General features: G+C 56.9%; 17 protein-coding genes and 1 tRNA gene. 5 read left to right on the plus strand and 13 right to left on the minus strand.

The genetic code is table 11. From position 1 onward, the window contains the following. Nucleotides 1-4: 4 nt before the first annotated feature. The 7 genes from QZ869_RS10630 to QZ869_RS10660 form a co-directional block, all read right to left on the minus strand. The gene (locus QZ869_RS10630; protein ID WP_296104450.1) at nt 5-835 is read right to left on the minus strand and encodes an MBL fold metallo-hydrolase; all 831 of its coding nucleotides are present in this window, start codon (nt 833-835) and stop codon (nt 5-7) included. Nucleotides 836-839: 4 nt separating this feature from the next. Then, complete coding sequence (locus QZ869_RS10635) at nt 840-1,622, minus strand: TatD family hydrolase (RefSeq protein ID WP_296085975.1); 783 nt, start codon at nt 1,620-1,622, stop codon at nt 840-842. An 8-nt stretch (nt 1,623-1,630) separates the two neighbouring features. Next, complete coding sequence (gene metG / locus QZ869_RS10640; RefSeq protein WP_296073689.1) at nt 1,631-3,181, minus strand: methionine--tRNA ligase; 1,551 nt, start codon at nt 3,179-3,181, stop codon at nt 1,631-1,633. A 95-nt stretch (nt 3,182-3,276) separates the two neighbouring features. After that, nucleotides 3,277-4,302 (minus strand): DNA polymerase III subunit delta', encoded by a 1,026-nt coding sequence (locus QZ869_RS10645; RefSeq protein WP_296104452.1) that lies wholly within the window; start codon nt 4,300-4,302, stop codon nt 3,277-3,279. Next, nucleotides 4,299-4,967, minus strand: coding sequence for a dTMP kinase (gene tmk, locus QZ869_RS10650; protein ID WP_296104456.1), 669 nt, complete (start codon nt 4,965-4,967; stop codon nt 4,299-4,301). The genes QZ869_RS10645 and tmk overlap by 4 nt, the downstream gene beginning before the upstream one ends. Nucleotides 4,968-5,040: 73 nt before the next feature. Continuing rightward, nucleotides 5,041-6,213 carry a D-alanyl-D-alanine carboxypeptidase family protein gene (locus tag QZ869_RS10655; protein WP_296104458.1) on the minus strand — a complete coding sequence of 391 codons (1,173 nt, stop codon included), beginning with the start codon at nt 6,211-6,213 and terminating at the stop codon, nt 5,041-5,043. Between the two features lie 111 nt (nt 6,214-6,324). After that, the gene (locus tag QZ869_RS10660; RefSeq protein ID WP_296104461.1) at nt 6,325-7,380 is read right to left on the minus strand and encodes a septal ring lytic transglycosylase RlpA family protein; all 1,056 of its coding nucleotides are present in this window, start codon (nt 7,378-7,380) and stop codon (nt 6,325-6,327) included. A gap of 267 nt (nt 7,381-7,647) precedes the next feature. Here QZ869_RS10660 and QZ869_RS10665 point away from each other — a divergent pair. Both QZ869_RS10665 and QZ869_RS10670 read left to right on the plus strand, forming a co-directional pair. After that, a tRNA-Ser gene (locus QZ869_RS10665) sits at nt 7,648-7,737 on the plus strand. A 305-nt stretch (nt 7,738-8,042) separates the two neighbouring features. Further along, nucleotides 8,043-8,282, plus strand: coding sequence for a hypothetical protein (locus QZ869_RS10670; protein WP_296016336.1), 240 nt, complete (start codon nt 8,043-8,045; stop codon nt 8,280-8,282). A 143-nt stretch (nt 8,283-8,425) separates the two neighbouring features. Here QZ869_RS10670 and QZ869_RS10675 read toward each other — a convergent pair whose 3' ends face one another. Both QZ869_RS10675 and QZ869_RS10680 read right to left on the minus strand, forming a co-directional pair. Then, complete coding sequence (locus QZ869_RS10675; protein WP_296104463.1) at nt 8,426-9,529, minus strand: hypothetical protein; 1,104 nt, start codon at nt 9,527-9,529, stop codon at nt 8,426-8,428. Nucleotides 9,530-9,684: 155 nt separating this feature from the next. Continuing rightward, complete coding sequence (locus QZ869_RS10680) at nt 9,685-10,044, minus strand: LysR family transcriptional regulator (RefSeq protein ID WP_296104465.1); 360 nt, start codon at nt 10,042-10,044, stop codon at nt 9,685-9,687. 92 nt (nt 10,045-10,136) lie between these two features. Between QZ869_RS10680 and poxB the strand changes: the two genes are divergently transcribed. The 3 genes from poxB (at nt 10,137) to QZ869_RS10695 (ending at nt 14,199) form a co-directional block, all read left to right on the plus strand. Next, nucleotides 10,137-11,861, plus strand: a complete 1,725-nt coding sequence (poxB, locus tag QZ869_RS10685; RefSeq protein ID WP_296104467.1) for a ubiquinone-dependent pyruvate dehydrogenase — start codon at nt 10,137-10,139, stop codon at nt 11,859-11,861. Between the two features lie 12 nt (nt 11,862-11,873). Beyond that, nucleotides 11,874-12,353, plus strand: coding sequence for an FUSC family protein (locus tag QZ869_RS10690; protein WP_296104470.1), 480 nt, complete (start codon nt 11,874-11,876; stop codon nt 12,351-12,353). Between the two features lie 262 nt (nt 12,354-12,615). After that, a complete protein-coding gene (locus tag QZ869_RS10695; protein WP_296104473.1) occupies nt 12,616-14,199 on the plus strand; it encodes an FUSC family protein in 1,584 nt (527 codons plus the stop codon). Nucleotides 14,200-14,295: 96 nt separating this feature from the next. Here the strand turns inward: QZ869_RS10695 and QZ869_RS10700 are convergent, their stop codons facing one another. From QZ869_RS10700 to QZ869_RS10715, 4 genes are all read right to left on the minus strand, one after another. Continuing rightward, nucleotides 14,296-14,799 carry a DUF992 domain-containing protein gene (locus QZ869_RS10700; RefSeq protein WP_296104475.1) on the minus strand — a complete coding sequence of 168 codons (504 nt, stop codon included), beginning with the start codon at nt 14,797-14,799 and terminating at the stop codon, nt 14,296-14,298. Next, nucleotides 14,796-15,119 carry a BON domain-containing protein gene (locus tag QZ869_RS10705; protein ID WP_296104477.1) on the minus strand — a complete coding sequence of 108 codons (324 nt, stop codon included), beginning with the start codon at nt 15,117-15,119 and terminating at the stop codon, nt 14,796-14,798. Before QZ869_RS10705 ends, QZ869_RS10700 begins: the two co-directional genes overlap by 4 nt. Before the next feature lie 25 nt (nt 15,120-15,144). Beyond that, nucleotides 15,145-15,324 carry a CsbD family protein gene (locus QZ869_RS10710; RefSeq protein WP_296016326.1) on the minus strand — a complete coding sequence of 60 codons (180 nt, stop codon included), beginning with the start codon at nt 15,322-15,324 and terminating at the stop codon, nt 15,145-15,147. Between the two features lie 148 nt (nt 15,325-15,472). Then, nucleotides 15,473-16,957 (minus strand): helix-turn-helix transcriptional regulator, encoded by a 1,485-nt coding sequence (locus QZ869_RS10715; RefSeq protein ID WP_296100242.1) that lies wholly within the window; start codon nt 16,955-16,957, stop codon nt 15,473-15,475. Nucleotides 16,958-16,978 lie beyond the last annotated feature (21 nt).

The following is a 16,978-nucleotide window of genomic DNA, read 5'->3' on the forward strand; positions in this document are numbered from 1 at the left end:
GCAGCTACAGGCGCTCTTGCGTCAGTTCGACCTCGAAACGCATCTGATCGTAGCCGGGTTCGACATGGTCCGGCGTTTCCCGCAAGACGGTCTCATAGTCCAATGGCGTGTGCATATGCGTCAATATCGCGTGTTTGGCGCCAAACGTCTCAATCCAGCCGAGCGACTGCTCGAGCGACAGGTGGCTTGGGTGATAGCGATACTGCAACGTATCGATGACGATCATGTCCAGATTTTGGAGCTTTTCGACGGATTCTGGTGGAAAATCACTGACATCGGTGCAGTAGGCAACGTCACCGACGCGAAAGCCGAGCGAAACGATATCGCCATGTTGCTGCAAATGCGGCCTGATACGCAGCGGGCCGCCCTCGCCTTTAATAACGATGTCCTGATCCAGGTCTTCGATCAGATTGGGTTTGACGATCGGCGGATAATTGCTCCCGGCCGGCGTTTCCAGGCAGTATGGAAAACCATCGCGGATGCGCTGCATCGTATCCGGCTCGGCATAGATCGGTATCCGGCTGCCAGAGGTGATGAAGTAGCCGCGCAGATCATCGATTCCATGCAGGTGATCGGCGTGGTGGTGAGTATAGATGACGGCATCGATCGCTTTGACGCCCGCCGCAATCATTTGCTCGCGAAAATCCGGACCGGTATCGACAACGACGGTGGTAACACCGCCATCCGGGGAAATCTGCTCGATGAGAAATGCCGCGCGGGTGCGTCTGTTTTTTGGATTGGTCGGGTCGCACGCCCCCCAGTCTCCATTGATTCGGGGAACGCCAGGAGACGAGGAGCAGCCGAGTATGGTGAAGCGACGCCGATAGAGTGCCAAAGGATCAGACTCTCGTCATTTTCGAAAAGCAGCGGAACGCATTGTCCGTAGTGATCTCCGCCATCGTCTCGTAGGGCAGACCGTGAACGTCCGCCAGAACTTCAGCCGTATTGACGACATAGGACGGTTCGTTGCGCTTTCCGCGCCAGCGTTTTGGTGCAAGATAGGGCGCGTCCGTTTCCACCAACAGGCGGTCGAGCGGAATGGCCGCGGCGATGTCGCGGATATCTTGCGATTTCGGAAAGGTGAGAATGCCCGAGAACGAAACATAACCGCCAAGTTCGACACCTGCCTTCGCAAGATCCGGTCCCGCAGAGAAACAGTGCAGAATAAACGGGAACGCGCCCTTCCCGCTTTCTTCGCGCAGGATAGCAATCATATCGTCATCGGCGCTGCGGCTGTGAATGACGAGCGGAAGCTGGGTGATGCGTGCTGCTTCGATGTGACGCCGAAGCCCCGTTTTCTGGTCTTCCGGCTTTTGCGTGTCGTAGAAATAATCCAGCCCCGCCTCGCCGATCGCCACGATCTTGTCATGGCCGTTGGCAAGCCGTACGAGCTCGTCAGCGGAGATATCCAATTCCTCATCGGCGTTGTTCGGATGCGTGCCGACAGAGCAGAAGACGGATGGGTATGCATCGACGATCTTCAACAGCTCTGGCAGACGCCGGACGCGGGTCGAGATCGTCACCATCTGGGCGACGCCGGATGAGTGTGCGCGTTTGATGATATCGTCGCGCTCAGCGTCGAAATCGGCAAAATCCAGATGGCAATGGGTATCGATCAGCATGCTGGTCTTCACGCCTCCGGCGCTACGTAACGCGGGAAGACCGGCTTTGGCGCTTCAAGCGGTGTGCCGGGCACGAGACGACCAGCCTCTCCGAGTGCCGCAAAATCCCGCTTGTCTAAAGGAGCGGCGACCAGATCGAGAAGCTTTTCGCACGATGCCGGCATGAACGGCTGAAGCAGGATACCGATCTGGCGCACGACTTCCGCCGTGACATAAAGGACGGTCCCCATGCGCTGCGGATCGGTCTTCTTCAGCGCCCACGGCTCCTGACCGGCGAAATAGCGGTCCGTTTCTGATACCACAGCGATGATCGAGGCGAGCGCCTTGTGAATCATCTGCTTGCTCATCTCATCGCGGCAGGTTGCGAGAAGCGCGTCAGCCGCTGCCAGCATCGCCTTGTCTTCATCTGAGAAGATGCCGGGTGTCGGGATCTGACCATCGCAATTCTTCACAATCATGGAGAGCGAACGGCTGGCGAGATTGCCGATACCATTTGCAAGGTCCGCGTTGATGCGTGTCGCAATCCCCTCCTCGCTGTAGCTTCCATCCTGGCCGAAGGAGACTTCGCGAAGGAAGAAATAGCGGACTTGATCGAGGCCGAAATGATTCACCAGATTGACCGGATCGACCACGTTACCAAGCGACTTCGACATCTTCTCGCCCTTGTTGAGCAGGAAGCCGTGGGCGTAGACGCGCTTTGGCAGCGGCAAGCCGGCGCTCATCAAAAAGGCGGGCCAATATACGGCGTGGAAGCGAATGATGTCCTTGCCAATAATATGGACGTCAGCCGGCCAGTATTTGGCCCGTGGGCCTTGTTTGTCTTCGATATAGCCGGTCGCGGTGATGTAGTTAGTGAGCGCGTCCACCCATACATACATCACATGCTTCGGATCGTCCGGAACCTTGATGCCCCAGTCGAAAGTCGTGCGCGAAACGGAAAGATCCTTCAGGCCTGATTTGACGAAGGAGATGATCTCGTTTCGCCGTTCGGCTGGACCGATGAAATCGGGGTTATCTTCGTAATGTTTGAGCAGCCTGTCCTGATATTCAGATAGCTTGAAGAAGTAGCTCTCTTCCTCCACCCATTCCACCGGTGTACCCTGCGGTCCGTAACGTACGCCATCTGCACGCAGTTCGGTCTCGTCTTCGGCGTAATAGGCCTCGTCGCGGACGGAGTACCATCCGGCATAGCTGTCCTTATAGATGTCACCAGCCTTCGACATCAGGTTCCAGATGTTGCGCGATGTCTCGTGATGGCGCTCTTCCGTCGTGCGGATGAAATCGTCATTCGAGGCATTCAACAGCTTGCCCATCTCGCGGAACTGGTCGGAGTTGCGCTGCGCCAATTCTTCCGGCGAAATACCTTCCGCACGCGCCGTCTGCTGCATCTTCTGGCCGTGCTCGTCAGTGCCGGTCAGAAAGAACACATCCCGTCCATCCAGACGCTGAAAACGCGCCATGGCATCCGTCGCGATCAGCTCGTAGGCATGGCCGATATGCGGCTTGCCGTTCGGATAGGAGATCGCTGTGGTGATGTAAAATGGGGTCTTGTCTGTCATGACGCTCGATCGGCTTTACGGTCTGATTTTTGAGATAGACCGCTTTAGCCTATTGTTCGCACAAGCGAAAGCAAAAGCCGTGGATTTTATGCGGATCAGACCGAGCGCATGTCTTCCAGAATGGACAGGACCATCTGCTTCTTGTCGAGATTGTAAGCTTGAGCAATAGCGATACGCTCGGAGAGGGAAGACGACAGTCGCGCGCGACGCTCCGCGCCTTTCAGGTCTCCCGCAAGGGCGGCTGCCTTGGCGCGTTGCATCAGCTCTTCGGTAGCGTGCTCCATAAAAAAGCCGAGGATGATATCGCCATCTTTCTGCGCAAGAACATCCGCCAGCTTGTGCATTTGCTTGCGCGCCGAAGGCCCTTCCGCACTGATTGCCGCAGTGAAGACGTCAACGATATCGGAGCCGCCATAATTGATGAGCTTCAGCGCCTGCGCCACGCTGCCCTTGGAAGCTTGCAGCAGCGCTTCCCGCTTCTCACCGGAGATATTGAGCCCAAGATGATTAAGCGCATTTCCCATGGCACTATCGTCCAGCGGCAAAAGCCGCAACGGCATGCAGCGCGAACGGATAGTCGGCAAGAGCTTACCCGGCGCATGTGATAGGACCAGGAACATAGCCCGCTTCGGCGGTTCCTCGAGAATTTTGAGTATGGCGTTGGCGGCATTGCGATTAAGATCGTCCGCCGGATCGATGATGACGATACGCCAATTCCCGGTTCCGGACGTTTGCGAGAAGAAGTGCCCTGCCCGCCTCACCTCATCCACGGTAATCGCCGACTTCACGCGTCCCGTCTTGTCATCGACTGGCCGCGTCAGGTGCAGGAGATTATGTGATGCACCGGAGGAAATCTGGCGGCTGACGACCGATGACGGATCCGGATCGGCTATGTGGTCGGGCGCCTCGACTGGATCGGGATGGGATAGAACATGATTGGCAAAACGAAACGCCAGCGTTGCCTTGCCTATCCCTTCTGGTCCTTCGATTAGAATGGCGTGATGGCCTTTGCCGGACCGATAGGACTGCGCCAGAAACGCTTCCGCCTCGTCATGGCCGAACAGACGTGTATTGTCCGGCGGCGCGATCGCCCCATCGAGAACGCCCGGCGTTTCGCTCATGGCGTCACATCCGCGAGGCTCTTGAAGCGCTCGAGCAGAGGCTCAACCATGGACAGAACGTCTTCCGTCACTTTGTCCTGCGGCTGCTTTGCATCCACGATGCGGCAACGACGCGGCTCGTTCAGCGCGATGTCGAGATAGGCTTCGCGGCGTTTCTCATGCGTCTCCAACTCTTCCTTTTCGAAGCGGTCAGGCGCCTCCCCGCTATCGGCACGCTTGCGCGCCCGCGCAAGACCGTCCACCGCTGGAATATCGAAGATCAGCGTCAGGTCGGGCATGGTGCCATCCACGGCAATGCGCTGTAGCGTCTCGATGAAATCCGGCTCCAGATTTCCCGTCGTTCCCTGGTAGACACGAGAGGAATCGAGAAATCGATCGCACAGAACGACAGCGCCACTTTCCAGCGCCGGGCGGATGACTTCCTCGACATGGTCGTTGCGCGCGGCGGCAAACAGCATGGCCTCCATACGCACGCCAAAAGACTCTGCCGCACCGGACAGAAGCACGTGGCGGATCGCTTCCGCCCCCGCAGAACCGCCGGGTTCGCGCGTCACGACGACTTCAAAGCCGCGGCTGCGCAGCGTTTCCGCCAGGATACGGATCTGCGTGGACTTACCAGCGCCCTCGCCGCCTTCAAAGCTTATAAACAGTCCTTTTTGGGGCAATGTCTCTTCCTGATAATCTCGGCTGTTGCTTCTTATTAGACGATATCGATCGTGGGCGAAACCGCGCCATATCTCACAGCCAGAAAAACAATAATTCCTTCAAGGCGCCCGCCGCATTCTGGCTTAATGTACCCTCGGCAACCGGGGCAGTGGTATAGAGCGGGACTTCACGCAGCAACCGTTCGCCGGAGAAAATCCTCAGAGTCGCGGCGTTGTAGCCCGCCTCCAGCGGCGCGTTGAGCGGCCACTTATACACGATACGGCCAGACAGCCTGTCGGGATTGTTGAGCGGCACAAGGATGCCTACCGTTTCATGTACGGCAAGGTCTATGGTGGATGCGGCGCCCCCATAGACGCTCACGCTCCCGACCGTTTCGTCCTTTTGAAACAACTCTCGCTTCTGAAAGGCCGTCAGGCCCCAATCGACCACACGACGCGCCTCTTCTTGGCGAGTCTTGTCGTCCTCCATACCGGCGAGCGTCAGATAGATGCGACGACCGTCACGCTCGGCTGAGATGATGGCAGAATATCCATGGCCTTCCGCAAAGCCGAGCCCGAGTCCGTCAATACCGAGATCCTGGGCCAAAAGTGTATTCTTGTTGCGTTGAAAGATCCGGTTCCACTCAAAATCCGGCTTGGTGAACAGGCTGTAGCGATCTGTGTAGGTGTCACGGATATGCTTGGCCAGCATCACCATGTCCTTCGCGGTGGTTTTGTTCGCAGGGTCCGGCAAGCCGGTTGAGTTGGCGAAGGTGCTTCCCGTCAAACCCAGCATCTTGGCGCGCTCTGTCATTGTCTTGGCAAAGGCTGCGTCTGATCCTGACATGCCTTCTGCGACAATGATGCAGCCGTCATTGGCGTTTTGCACGATGATGCCCGTCAAAAGGTCGTTGACGCTGACGGAAGATTTAAGTGCCGCAAACATGGTTGAGGTTCTAGAAGGTGCTCCCCCCGTTCGCCACGCATATTCCGAGACGGGATAGGACGTCTCAGGCGTCACACGTCCGCCCGTCAGTGCGTCAAGCACCGTCTCTACCGTCATCAGCTTTGCAAGCGAGGCAGGTGGAAATGGCGTGTTTTCGTTCAGAGACAGTAAAACAGTGCCGGTTTCGGCATCGATCATGTAGGCCTGCTGCGCCTTTACTGCGAGGCCGCCAGACTGCGCCTCCGCAGCCGCGACGCCACAAGTCATTGCCAGGGCGATAAGGCTAAAACACCGGAAAAATTTGGGTATGATCTTCACCATGGAACGCCGGCCCGCCGCCTATCTTATTGCTTACCGCCGCCTTGATATTCCTCTAGCAAGGAATCGTCTCAAGAGAAGCGATTATGGGCCAATGGACCGTCGAGGCAAAGCTCAACGGTCTCTGTTCTGCTTGTTCTTCACATAGTTCAAAATGGACTGTTCTGTCAGTTCGCCTCGCTCCACGAGCACCGCATCGAACACATGCGCAGCCTTGGATGCTGGCGCGGCTTCTGAATAGGCCGAAGCGTATCGTGGCGATGGACCGGGGACACGCAGGAAGTTGCCTTCAGGACGCTCGTTGATGAACGGGCCAACTTCCGGAAGCGCTATAAACTGAGCGTTACCCTGCCCGCTAAAGCTCGCTGGCGCTGCACCTTCGACCAGCGGCATGGCCTGAAGCGCGTTGTTCTTCTTCGCGCCGACCAATGCCATTTGTGCCGAGCCGCCATAAGCAGGATTCGATGGAACGGGAATGTTGCGTTGAGAGGCGGATGCGACCATCACGCCGCTTGCGATCTGTCCTTCAGGATTGACGCCCGGAGCACGAGATCCCTTTGGAATGTAGGACGCCATGAGAAATGGCATATCGTGGCCATCCAGAGGCGCGCGCCCGACATATTGAACGCGCACATTGGCAGTGCCGGTTCCCTTCATGTCGAGGAGATCGGCAGTCTTGCTGGAAACGTCGATCAAGCGACCTTCATGGAACGGTCCGCGATCATTGACGCGCACGACAACGGAGGACCCATTCTCGAGATTAGTGACGCGGGCGTAGCTTGGAAGCGGGAATGTCGGGTGAGCCGCGGAAAGATGTTCCTTGTCGTAAGCCTCACCATTGGCCGTCATCCGACCGTGAAAGGCCGAACCGTACCACGAGGCAAGACCGCTCTTGTCGTAGTTCGGATCTTCCTTGGGGAAGTAACGACGACCTTTGACCGTGTAAGCATTGCCCACGAGGAACCTGCCGCCGCCCTTGGGGACGTTGGCACCTTCTGCGATACGCGGACTCGCCTTCACGCCGTATTCCGACTCAGCGAAATATTCCTTGCTGCGCTTCGGCTTTGTTTTTGTTTCCGACGTCGTCGAACATGATGCTGTCGCGGCGCAGAGAACGGCAATGCCGACCCATTTGACGCTGACGCCAATCTTCGTAACGGTAGACTTCAAATCTCTGCCCCGTGCTGCTTCAGGCCGAACGTCTGGACGACCCCTCTCACACCTCGATAATCACGCCCCTGACATCGAAGCACTTAACGGATGCCTAATCTTGCCCGCAACATGGCGAAAATGCGAACGATGCGGCCCAAGAACGTAAAATTGTAATGATTATGGTTAAGCACTGGTTAATTTTGTGCTTGTGCAGGCGACTGGAAAATAAGGCTTTTGAGGCAATTGACGCGCTGGCGCAAACGTTTATAAACCCGCGACAGGCATGGATGGGTGTCCGAGTGGTTTAAGGAACCGGTCTTGAAAACCGGCGTGCGGGAGACCGTACCGTGGGTTCGAATCCCACCCCATCCGCCATGTCTCTTAAAAATCATTGAGCTATCGTGGTTTATCGGAGCGGCGAGACTATCGGTGTCTTCGATCTCTTTTAACATGAGCACCTACAAGAAATAGAAAATCGGTCGCCGAAATCCGCCCGTTTCGACGTCGCGAGTGTTCTTTTTGAGCGCATTCAGCCCTTCGACTCAACCCTTCGTCGCCCGCGAAATGGCTCAGAGATGTAACACCCATCATCGCTTCTTCATCATGTCTGGTCGCTTGCTTCACGCCGGTTGGAACCTTGTGCACGAGCGGACGTTAAGATGCGTCATTGGAGAGAGATCATGAAGCTTTTTAGTGCAGCAATTTGCCTGATTTCCGTTGGTATCTTGAGTGGATGCGTTGACGATCGTGGCTACCGAAGTGGCGGGTACTATTCGACGGGCGTCTACTACCGGACCTATGAGAGAGATCGTTATTACCGCAACTATGACCGGCGGGATTGGCGAGACCGCCGTTACCACCACCGCCATAGGCCTCCTGTCTACGGTGGCGTTCAACAGTACGGCGTGATCGTCCGATAGACTGCATATACATTCGCAGCCTAAGACAGCCAGGTTTTGGGTGACAGCTCCGCTACACAAATGCAGGTCGCCGCGATGGCAACCTGCATTTGCTTGAAGTCTGCAACTAAAACCGGGTTCGGCATTGCTAGCAGACGCGCCGACTACTTCCAGCTTGTGTAATCACTCGACGCGCAACCGAATGGCGCATTTTGCTCTCCGAACCTTTTCTGCAACTGAGCACAGCCCCATTTGTTGATCGGACCTGGCATTAGGTTATTGATGTCCATGGCAGGGGATGTGAACTGTGATGGAGCGGCGGTGACATACCACAACCAGTACCCTCCAATTCCAACAATCATCAGCAGGATGATGATTCCGAATGCCTTAATGCCCTGCAGCGCAGAGGCGCCAACGGTTTTGTTTGCCTGTGCTCGGTCGGTCTGTGGGGCACCCGGCGACACTTCGTCGGACGTGAAGGCAGACAACGCCTGCGCCCTTTCTGCTTCTGTCATCTCGATCCGCTCCAGGCGGTCGTCCAGAAGTACGGGCAGAGGGCTGTCTTTTTGCCAGGTGGCAAGCGCGATATCGTGTTTTTCAGACTGAGCGATAATCAGCGGGACCTCATCCTTGCGCATAAGCGAGAAGGACTGACGCTTCGTTTTATCCTCCCGGATCGTGTCGGAATAAGTGAGGAGAACGCCGCCGCGCTTTTTGGTGGCGTTGGTCAGGGCAACCGGCAACAGTATGAGCGGCTGAGCTTCAACGAGCTTGGCTCTTGCGCGGAAATATCGAACGAGTGCCATCAGTAGCGCGAGACCGCCGAAGCCGAGAAGTACGGTGAGGACCGCGAGCGTGATGATCCTGTTCCACAACATATCGAGACCGAGCGAGATCGTCGCAAGGGCTGGGTCGGAGCCGGAAATGACAAGGCCAGCCTCATAATCACCTGAGTGAATGTCGATGAACATCACCTCCACGTCGCTGATATAATGCTTGCCTTCATAGTCATAAGCGAGCTTGGCCGTGCAGGTGGTGAAGATACCTTTGCGGGTTTTGCAACTGCCATTGAGATCGCCGTTTTCGATTTCGACCGCGTTCTGGCTGATTTTGTAATCCCGTATAATCCCTGGCCCTTCCGCGACAAACATGAAGATCGCGATTGCAAGCAGGATCGGCGGCGAGAAGTAGTAAGCGAAAGGAACGGACAGAACGCCGCGCTTCAGTCTCAACGGGCGTCCGGGAAGCTTTATGTCGGGAAGAGTCATGATGGCCTTCGCGTGTTTTTTTTAATCACAAGCCCGGCATCAATAGTTGAACCGCCTTTGCTAAACAACCTTGCAAGCCTCGTGAAAGCGTTAGCCTGTCCCCACACCTAAGGTGAAGCTGTTGATTTATCGGCGCGCGGTTTGAATGGCACTCATCACGAAGGATGTGACAAGTTTGGCATGATCCTCGTTCCGGGTTGCGATCGCGATAGGCGCACGAGGCGATTTTCCGGCAATTGGTCGGTAGACCGTCTGACCTGAGTGACAGCGTCCTCGAAGCGTGCAACGATGTCTCGTACCGTCTCCTGAAAAACAATTCCGGCAGCCGGCAGTTCAACGCCTTTTGCATGTCGGGTGAAGAGCCGCGCACCGACTGTTTCCTCAAGCTGGCGAATCTGGATGCTGAGGGGCGGCTGCCGAATACCGATCTTGTCTGCCGCGCGCGTGAAGTGCTTCTCCTCTGCAATCGTGAGAAAGTAGCGAAGCCTACGAATATCGATGTCATCCACCATCATATATGAAAAAGCCTCTTTTCATATATTGGAAACTAAGACGGAATGTCTTTAGCTTTCAAGGCAGAACAACGACGTAACCAAGGAGACATCCCATGACAAAGACCGTCGCTGATCTGCTGGCAGAAAGTCTTGCCAATATAGGTGTGGAGCGCATTTGGGGCGTCACAGGCGATAGCCTGAACGGGGTGAACGACAGCTTGAGACGGCTTGGAAAAATAGAGTGGATGCATGTCCGCCATGAGGAAACAGCCGCTTTCGCCGCGGGTGCTGAAGCCGCTGTAACAGGTCGACTTGGCGTCTGCGCTGGCAGCTGCGGCCCGGGCAATCTGCATTTGATCAACGGGCTGTTCGATTGCAAGCGCAATCACGTCCCGGTTTTGGCGATTGCAGCCCATATCCCTTCTTCCGAAATCGGTCTTGGCTATTTCCAGGAAACCCATCCGCAGGAGCTGTTTCGCGAATGCTCGGACTTTGTCGAGCTGGTGTCCAACCCTGCACAGATGCCCGGCGTCCTCAATCGCGCGTTGAACACGGCGATCGGTCAGAATGGTGTTTCTGTGCTTGTCATTCCAGGCGATGTCGCCCTTGCTGACGCGCCGATGTCTTCCGCACCCCATCAAGCTATTGCCTCCCTTCCCCGCATCCTTCCTCACGAAAGCGAAATCAACCGCCTTGCGGCGCTCTTGAACGAGAGCAAAGCTATCACGATCCTGGCGGGCAGCGGCTGCGCTGGCCAGCACGATTCGGTCGTAGCGCTGGCGGATGCGTTGAAGGCGCCGGTGGTGCATGCACTTCGCGGCAAGGAACATGTTGAGTGGGATAATCCCTTCGATGTGGGCATGACGGGGCTTATCGGCTTTTCATCAGGCTACCATGCGATGGAGAATGCCGACACGCTGGTGATGCTTGGCACTGATTTCCCCTATCGTGCATTCTATCCTGCTAAGGCACGGTTTATCCAGATCGACCGTGATCCGGGCGCGCTGGGAAAGCGGGCATCGCTGACACAAGGGCTGGTTGGCGATGTTGGGGAAACGATTGCTGCCCTGCTCCCTCTCCTGAAACCACGCTCTGACACGGATTTTCTCGACGCCGCCCGCGCCAACTATGTCAAAGCGCGCGAAGGACTGGACGATCTGGCGAAACCTTCCGCCGCTGGCAGGCCGATCCATCCGCAGTATCTGGCACAGCAGATCAGCAAACTTGCTGCGGAAGATGCAATCTTTACAGCGGATGTCGGTACTCCAACCGTCTGGGCGGCACGTTATCTTGGTATGAATGGCAAGCGGCGCCTGCTTGGCTCCTTCAACCACGGTTCGATGGCGAATGCCATGCTTCAAGCGATCGGCGCCCAGGCGGCAGAACCGCACCGGCAAGTCGTGTCTCTTTCTGGCGACGGCGGCTTCACCATGATGATGGGCGATTTCATTACGCCTTCGCAACTGAATCTGCCGGTCAAGATCGTCGTTTTCAACAACGGCTCGCTCGGCTTCGTAGCGATGGAAATGAAAGCCGGCGGTTATCTCGATACCGGCACAGATCTCGAGAATCCAAATTTTGCCGCCATGGCGAACGCGATGGGCATCAAAGGGATACGCGTGGAAAACTCCGCCGATGTCGACGAGGCGCTGCGTTCAGCCTTCGATCATCCACGACCGGCGCTGGTCGATGTCGTCACCGCAAAACAGGAACTCGTCATGCCACCGAAGATCAAGGCGGAACAAGCCAAGGGCTTTAGCCTCTATATGCTGAAAGCCATCATCACTGGCCGAGGCGATGAGGTGGTCGAGCTCGCGCGCACGAACCTGCTGCGGTAAAGGAAGAAAACGGTGAAAGAGCCTCGCTTCCGCGATCTGGCTTTCGTTTTGCGGTGCTCAGGGGCTGCGACGCTGTCTTTTGTGCTTGCGCAAGCCTCCGGGCTTCCACATCCCGTGTGGGCGGCGATGTCCGGTATCATTGTGGGGCAGGAAAAACTTGGCGATACGCGTAAGACCACCATTGGCCGGTTTGTCGGTACCCTGCTGGGCGTCATTATTGCCGTCATCGTAGGCACGGCATTACAATACTGTGCCGCAGGACCGGTCGCCGAAATGGCCGTTGCGGTAGGCCTGGCGGCAACGATTGTCCGGCGCTATCCGTCGCTGAAGGTCTGCATGTGGACATGCCCCATCGTATTCCTGACGAGCACAGCACAACCGCCTTTGTGGGAAGTTGGGATGTATCGAGGTACGGAGGTTCTGTTTGGCAGCGTTGTCGGTGCAGCGCTGCACGCGTTCTCAGAACGGATTGTTCGGGTGCGCTATGGCTAAACATGACCTGCAAAGGCGTCGTGCCAAGATCCGGGTGAAAAACAGAAGCGCTGTCTATTCCCTTCGACGAGCAGGCCGTCGATTGGAGCTGCGAGCTGTCGGGCTCCTTCCCGAGCAATTCCGCGGCGATGAAGGAGCGCGTGCAGCACTCGCTGTCGGAGCGCCATTGTGTCTTGCGCTGATGACAGGCCAGCCCTCATTCGGCTGGGCAGTTTTTTCGGCGTTTTGGACGTGCCTTTGCGATGGGTCAGGCCCGCACGCGATGCGCCGCCGAACACTTGGCCTTTTCGTTCTGATCGGCACCGCCATCGCCTTTATCGGTTCATGGGGTGCTTCGGCAGGATTGGAAGCAGCACTTGCCATCGGCCCTGCGCTCGTCTTCTTCTCCGTCATGGCAGGGGCGGCTTTTTCTCTGGATCGACTGCTCGGAACCCTACTTGCTGTCGTCGCCGTCGTTGCTGTCGGCTTTCCGCACCCTCCGTCTACCGCGGCAGCGCAGGCGTTAAACTTCCTGGCTGGCGGAAGCTGGGCGTTTCTGCTCATCAATCTGTTTTGGCGGATCGATCCGTCGGCGGCGCTCAACCGAAACACGGGCGCTGTCATTGCGCGCCTATCGGACATGGCGACAGATCTGCTTCGGACCGGCGATAGAGATCATCGGGATATCCAATGGCACAACGATCACGCCGAACACAGGCGTTCGGTACGTATGTCGATGGAGCGGCTGAGAGCGGTGTTGGCACGCCACACTGCGGACGCGCCTCAATATCACAACGCACTCAACGCGATGGAGATCATCTTCGGCGCTCTGGTGGCTCTGGATCATTCCTATATCCACAAGCTGGCTCCCGCAGCCGAGCGAGCGGCGACCGCGCGCGCATTCGCCACCGCCCTGCTTGGCGTCCGTCTGACGTTGCATCCCGATAAGCGAAATACCGCTCTTTTGCGCCGGGGCATTGGGAGGCTGGAAAGGACGAGTAAAAATCTGACAGATGAGGTCATGCTCGGCTGCATATTGGCTCTACAGAACGCATTGAATATGCTTGAAAAAACCGAGCAATCCGACGAGGCTTTGGCAACACCGACGGATCAGGTCTTCCCGAGCTGGGAAGGCCGCGTGAAGGGTGCTCTACGACTGGGTCTAGTCCAGGCTGCGGGCGTCATCGGCGTGTACTACACCGCCGTCATTTTCAAACTGGGCTATCCCTACTGGGCAACGATGGCGCTGATTGTGTGCCTACAGGGCGGCGCGCGGGTGACATGGGCAAGATCGTTTGAACGCATACTCGGCTCCCTGCTAGGCGGCATTCTCGCTCTGGCCGTTCTCGCCTTCACGCAGAGCCCTGTGATTTTGTGCCTGCTGGCGATCCTGCTCGCGAGCGTGACGATCTCTCTGAGAGCTGTGAATTATTCGGTCTTTGTCGTCTTCCTGACAATGCTCTTCATCATCGTGACCGATATCATTCATCCTGGAGCCAGCACTGCCGTTACGAGAGTAATCGACAACCTCCTTGGCAGTGTCGCAGCGCTGCTTGCTGTCCTCGTTCTGTGGCCCGATTTCGGCCCACCGCTTCATCGACTGATTGCCAAAGGCCGGGAGGCGAATCTTATTTATCTGGAACGCGTAACAGCCGGAAGGCCGGTCCTGGAGGTCCGTTCGGCGCAACGTGCGGCAGGTTTGGCGAGCATTGACGTCGAAGTTGCGCTGCATGACCTTGGCGGGCTGCGTTACCGTCGCCATCGCCTCAACGAAGCCGATCTTTCGGCTTTACGGGAGATGCGCAACTTGGCTGGCGAGGCAGCTACAGCTTGGCACAGACGGCTTGCGGAGCACTGCGGGCGATGATGAGCCGACTGCAACAGAAACGGGGTGGTGCATATCCCACCACCCCGTACGGATATTGTGCGCTTTATGCTGTTCTTAGCTCATCGACGCGAAGGATTAACCGGCAGACTTCAACTGAAGGCTGGCGATACCTGCAGCGAGGTTTACACCTGTGCCGGCCTGGGCGCTCAGCGGCTGCAGCGCGAAATTCTTGGCGTTACCGCCGACCAGTGCATTGGCACCAAGACCGACGCCAACCGCGGCAGACGCCGATGCGCCGACATAGGTTCCGCTCAACGCGCCGTCACCAACTCGAGACTGCGCAGTGTTGAAAACGATCCAGCTCAGATACTGCTTGCCTGTAACGCCGACATCGAGGCCGATCTTACCGATCTTGCCGGTGTAGCGTTCTACCTGGCCCGAGCGCTGACGAAACTCGCAGGAAACTGCCTTGCTGGAGCCGATGACGAGGCCGATGCCACCGTCGATTTCACAAGAGAGAGTGCCGACACGCTGTTTCTGAGCTGTCTCCATCTGCTTGTGGGGGCGCTTTGTCTCTGCGGATGCCATAGGCGCAACGGCAAGGGCAGCGATAGCGGTAGCGAGGATGAACTTCTTCATAGTGAACTCCTGTTGTCATTGAGATATAGGTTGCGTCTGGCCGTGTGGCGCGGCGCAATCGAATGAATTTGGGGTCGGATAGCTAGATCGGCGATGATTGGTCGCGAGGCAAAGCACTCCGCGATGAAGACCGCGCATTCGAGCGAGGCGACCGTTTCCACCTCACCCGTCAGCATCAGCCGGCCATTTTCCATGGACACCGAGATGCGGCTGCCTTCCTGGCCGTCCGCATAGGCGATGATGGCCTGCAGTGCTGCGCAAAGGCTGCACTCCTGGGGGTTTGCGGCCGGCGCCAACGCCTCGTCGGATGAAATCATCATCTCGATCAACTCCTGTCCGACGGCTTTACTTGAACGATTTCTTGACGGCGTCCTTGGACTGGCCGTACTTGCTTTGGACCTCTCCAGCGACCTTTTCGGCGCGGCCTTCAGCCTGCATTCCGACATTGCCGGTGATCTTGCCAACAGCTTCCTTGATCGAGCCCTTTGCTTGGCGAACTGCGCCTTCGATGCGGTTGTTATCCATTTCTAGAACTCCTTCCTTCTCATCGTTTATGTCGCCGTCATTGGCGGCATGATGAAAAGATAGAGCCTGGAAAGCGCCTATTGCAGAGAGAAAACTACTAATCGAACTGGTACAAACTGGCCTTTCTTCAATGAAATCAGCAAAAATTTCAGCCTTTACGCAATTTGCGTCCGCTGAACCCACGCTCGCGCGCCCAGATGACGGCTGCCGCCCGACGATTGACGCCGATCTTTCCGTAAAGCGAGGCGATGTGGTTGCGGATCGTGTGCTTAGAAAGGTTTAACCTGTCGCTCATGTCCTTGTCGCTGCATCCCTCGCAGATGAGGGTCAGAATATCTTCCTCGCGCTCTGTCAGGTCGCTGAGCGAAGCCGTCGGGGCTGTCCCCTTGGAGGTCTGGCGCAGTCCGGCAAGCCGCTCCACCACTGTGCGGCTGAACCAGGAAGTATCTGCCATGACGGTTTCAATGGCCTCTATCAACTCGTCCTCCGAACGGCGTCGCTCCGTCACGTCTTGCAGCGCCCAGATGATACATTGCTGGTCGTTGATCTCCACACGCTCGGCGGAAACCACGCACTCGGCGCTGCCACCGTCCTTGAGGTTCATCCTGAGCGATTCCTCACGGATCGGTACATTGCTTTTCAGGCGTCGCTCAACGTCCTTTCGAGCGTTCACATCGTCCCACAACTTGATTTCGCCTGCTGTCTTGCCGACAACTTCCTGTTCTTTGCGACCACATAGTTCCAGGAATGCGTCATTGACTTCGGTAAAGACGAAATCCTCAAGCCTGGAAATGGCGGTCGGTGCCGGTGAGAGCCGGAAGGACTTGAAAAACCTTTCTTCGCTCTGGCGCAATGCATTCTGCGCTTTCCTGCGTCCATCGAGATCGGCGAAGGTAAAGAGCATGCAGGGTTCCTCACCGACTGCAATCACTTCACCGGCAACGATGACCAGGCGATCGCCGTCGGGAATAGGTATCAAAGCCTCCCGGTGGCGAATGATGCGCCCGTCGTCGAGGCGATCGAGCGCATCCTGTCCCGTCTCGCAGTTTGAGAAAAGCCCGAGTTCGTCGACACTTCGACCGATGATCTCATCGCGGGTGAAACCGGTCATTTCCATGAAGCCCTGGTTGACGCGAATGAAGCGCTTGTCCTCCAGACGGCAAATGAGGCCAGGTGCGGGATTGGCGTTGAAAGCTCGTTCGAAGCGCTCCTCCGCCTCGTAAAGCGGGGTCTCGTCGCGAACAATCAGCATTGTCACATCGGGCTTTGCGCCAGCATCCTCGATTACCAAACCGCGCACGGTGTGGACCCAGGTCTGGTCGAGATCGGAAGCCGGCGATATCTCAACGGTAACGTCGTCGACTTCCTCGCCGGACAGGAGCCTCTCCAGCGGGTATTGGCCCTCATCCAGCAGATGATTGTTGCGATAGCGCAATGTGAAGTTTTGGCGATACGCAGCCACTGTTTGCCCTAGATCCTCGAGCGTCTGCACCCTATGCATTTCAAGCGCGGATCTATTGGCCCAGGAGATACTGCCATCCGGTTCCACAAGGATCAGGCCGTCGCTCAAGCCCGCAATGACCTGTTGCAAGACAAGCCGGTTGATCTTGGGTGACTGCTCGATATCCGTCATAGCTGCCGTATCTCTCTGGTG

The organism is uncultured Agrobacterium sp., from assembly GCF_913777885.1.
GTDB lineage: Bacteria > Pseudomonadota > Alphaproteobacteria > Rhizobiales > Rhizobiaceae > Agrobacterium.

Excerpts from the sequence above, each read along its gene's own strand:
- QZ869_RS10635 (WP_296085975.1), bottom strand. The coding sequence starts at position 1,622 with ATGCTGATCGATACCCATTGCCATCTGGATTTTGCCGATTTCGACGCT.
- metG (WP_296073689.1), bottom strand. The coding sequence starts at position 3,181 with ATGACAGACAAGACCCCATTTTACATCACCACAGCGATCTCCTATCCG.
- QZ869_RS10645 (WP_296104452.1), bottom strand. The coding sequence starts at position 4,302 with ATGAGCGAAACGCCGGGCGTTCTCGATGGGGCGATCGCGCCGCCGGAC.
- QZ869_RS10655 (WP_296104458.1), bottom strand. The coding sequence starts at position 6,213 with ATGGTGAAGATCATACCCAAATTTTTCCGGTGTTTTAGCCTTATCGCC.
- QZ869_RS10670 (WP_296016336.1), top strand. The coding sequence starts at position 8,043 with ATGAAGCTTTTTAGTGCAGCAATTTGCCTGATTTCCGTTGGTATCTTG.
- QZ869_RS10675 (WP_296104463.1), bottom strand. The coding sequence starts at position 9,529 with ATGACTCTTCCCGACATAAAGCTTCCCGGACGCCCGTTGAGACTGAAG.
- QZ869_RS10680 (WP_296104465.1), bottom strand. The coding sequence starts at position 10,044 with ATGATGGTGGATGACATCGATATTCGTAGGCTTCGCTACTTTCTCACG.
- poxB (WP_296104467.1), top strand. The coding sequence starts at position 10,137 with ATGACAAAGACCGTCGCTGATCTGCTGGCAGAAAGTCTTGCCAATATA.
- QZ869_RS10695 (WP_296104473.1), top strand. The coding sequence starts at position 12,616 with ATGCGCCGCCGAACACTTGGCCTTTTCGTTCTGATCGGCACCGCCATC.
- QZ869_RS10700 (WP_296104475.1), bottom strand. The coding sequence starts at position 14,799 with ATGAAGAAGTTCATCCTCGCTACCGCTATCGCTGCCCTTGCCGTTGCG.
- QZ869_RS10705 (WP_296104477.1), bottom strand. The coding sequence starts at position 15,119 with ATGATGATTTCATCCGACGAGGCGTTGGCGCCGGCCGCAAACCCCCAG.
- QZ869_RS10710 (WP_296016326.1), bottom strand. The coding sequence starts at position 15,324 with ATGGATAACAACCGCATCGAAGGCGCAGTTCGCCAAGCAAAGGGCTCG.
- QZ869_RS10715 (WP_296100242.1), bottom strand. The coding sequence starts at position 16,957 with ATGACGGATATCGAGCAGTCACCCAAGATCAACCGGCTTGTCTTGCAA.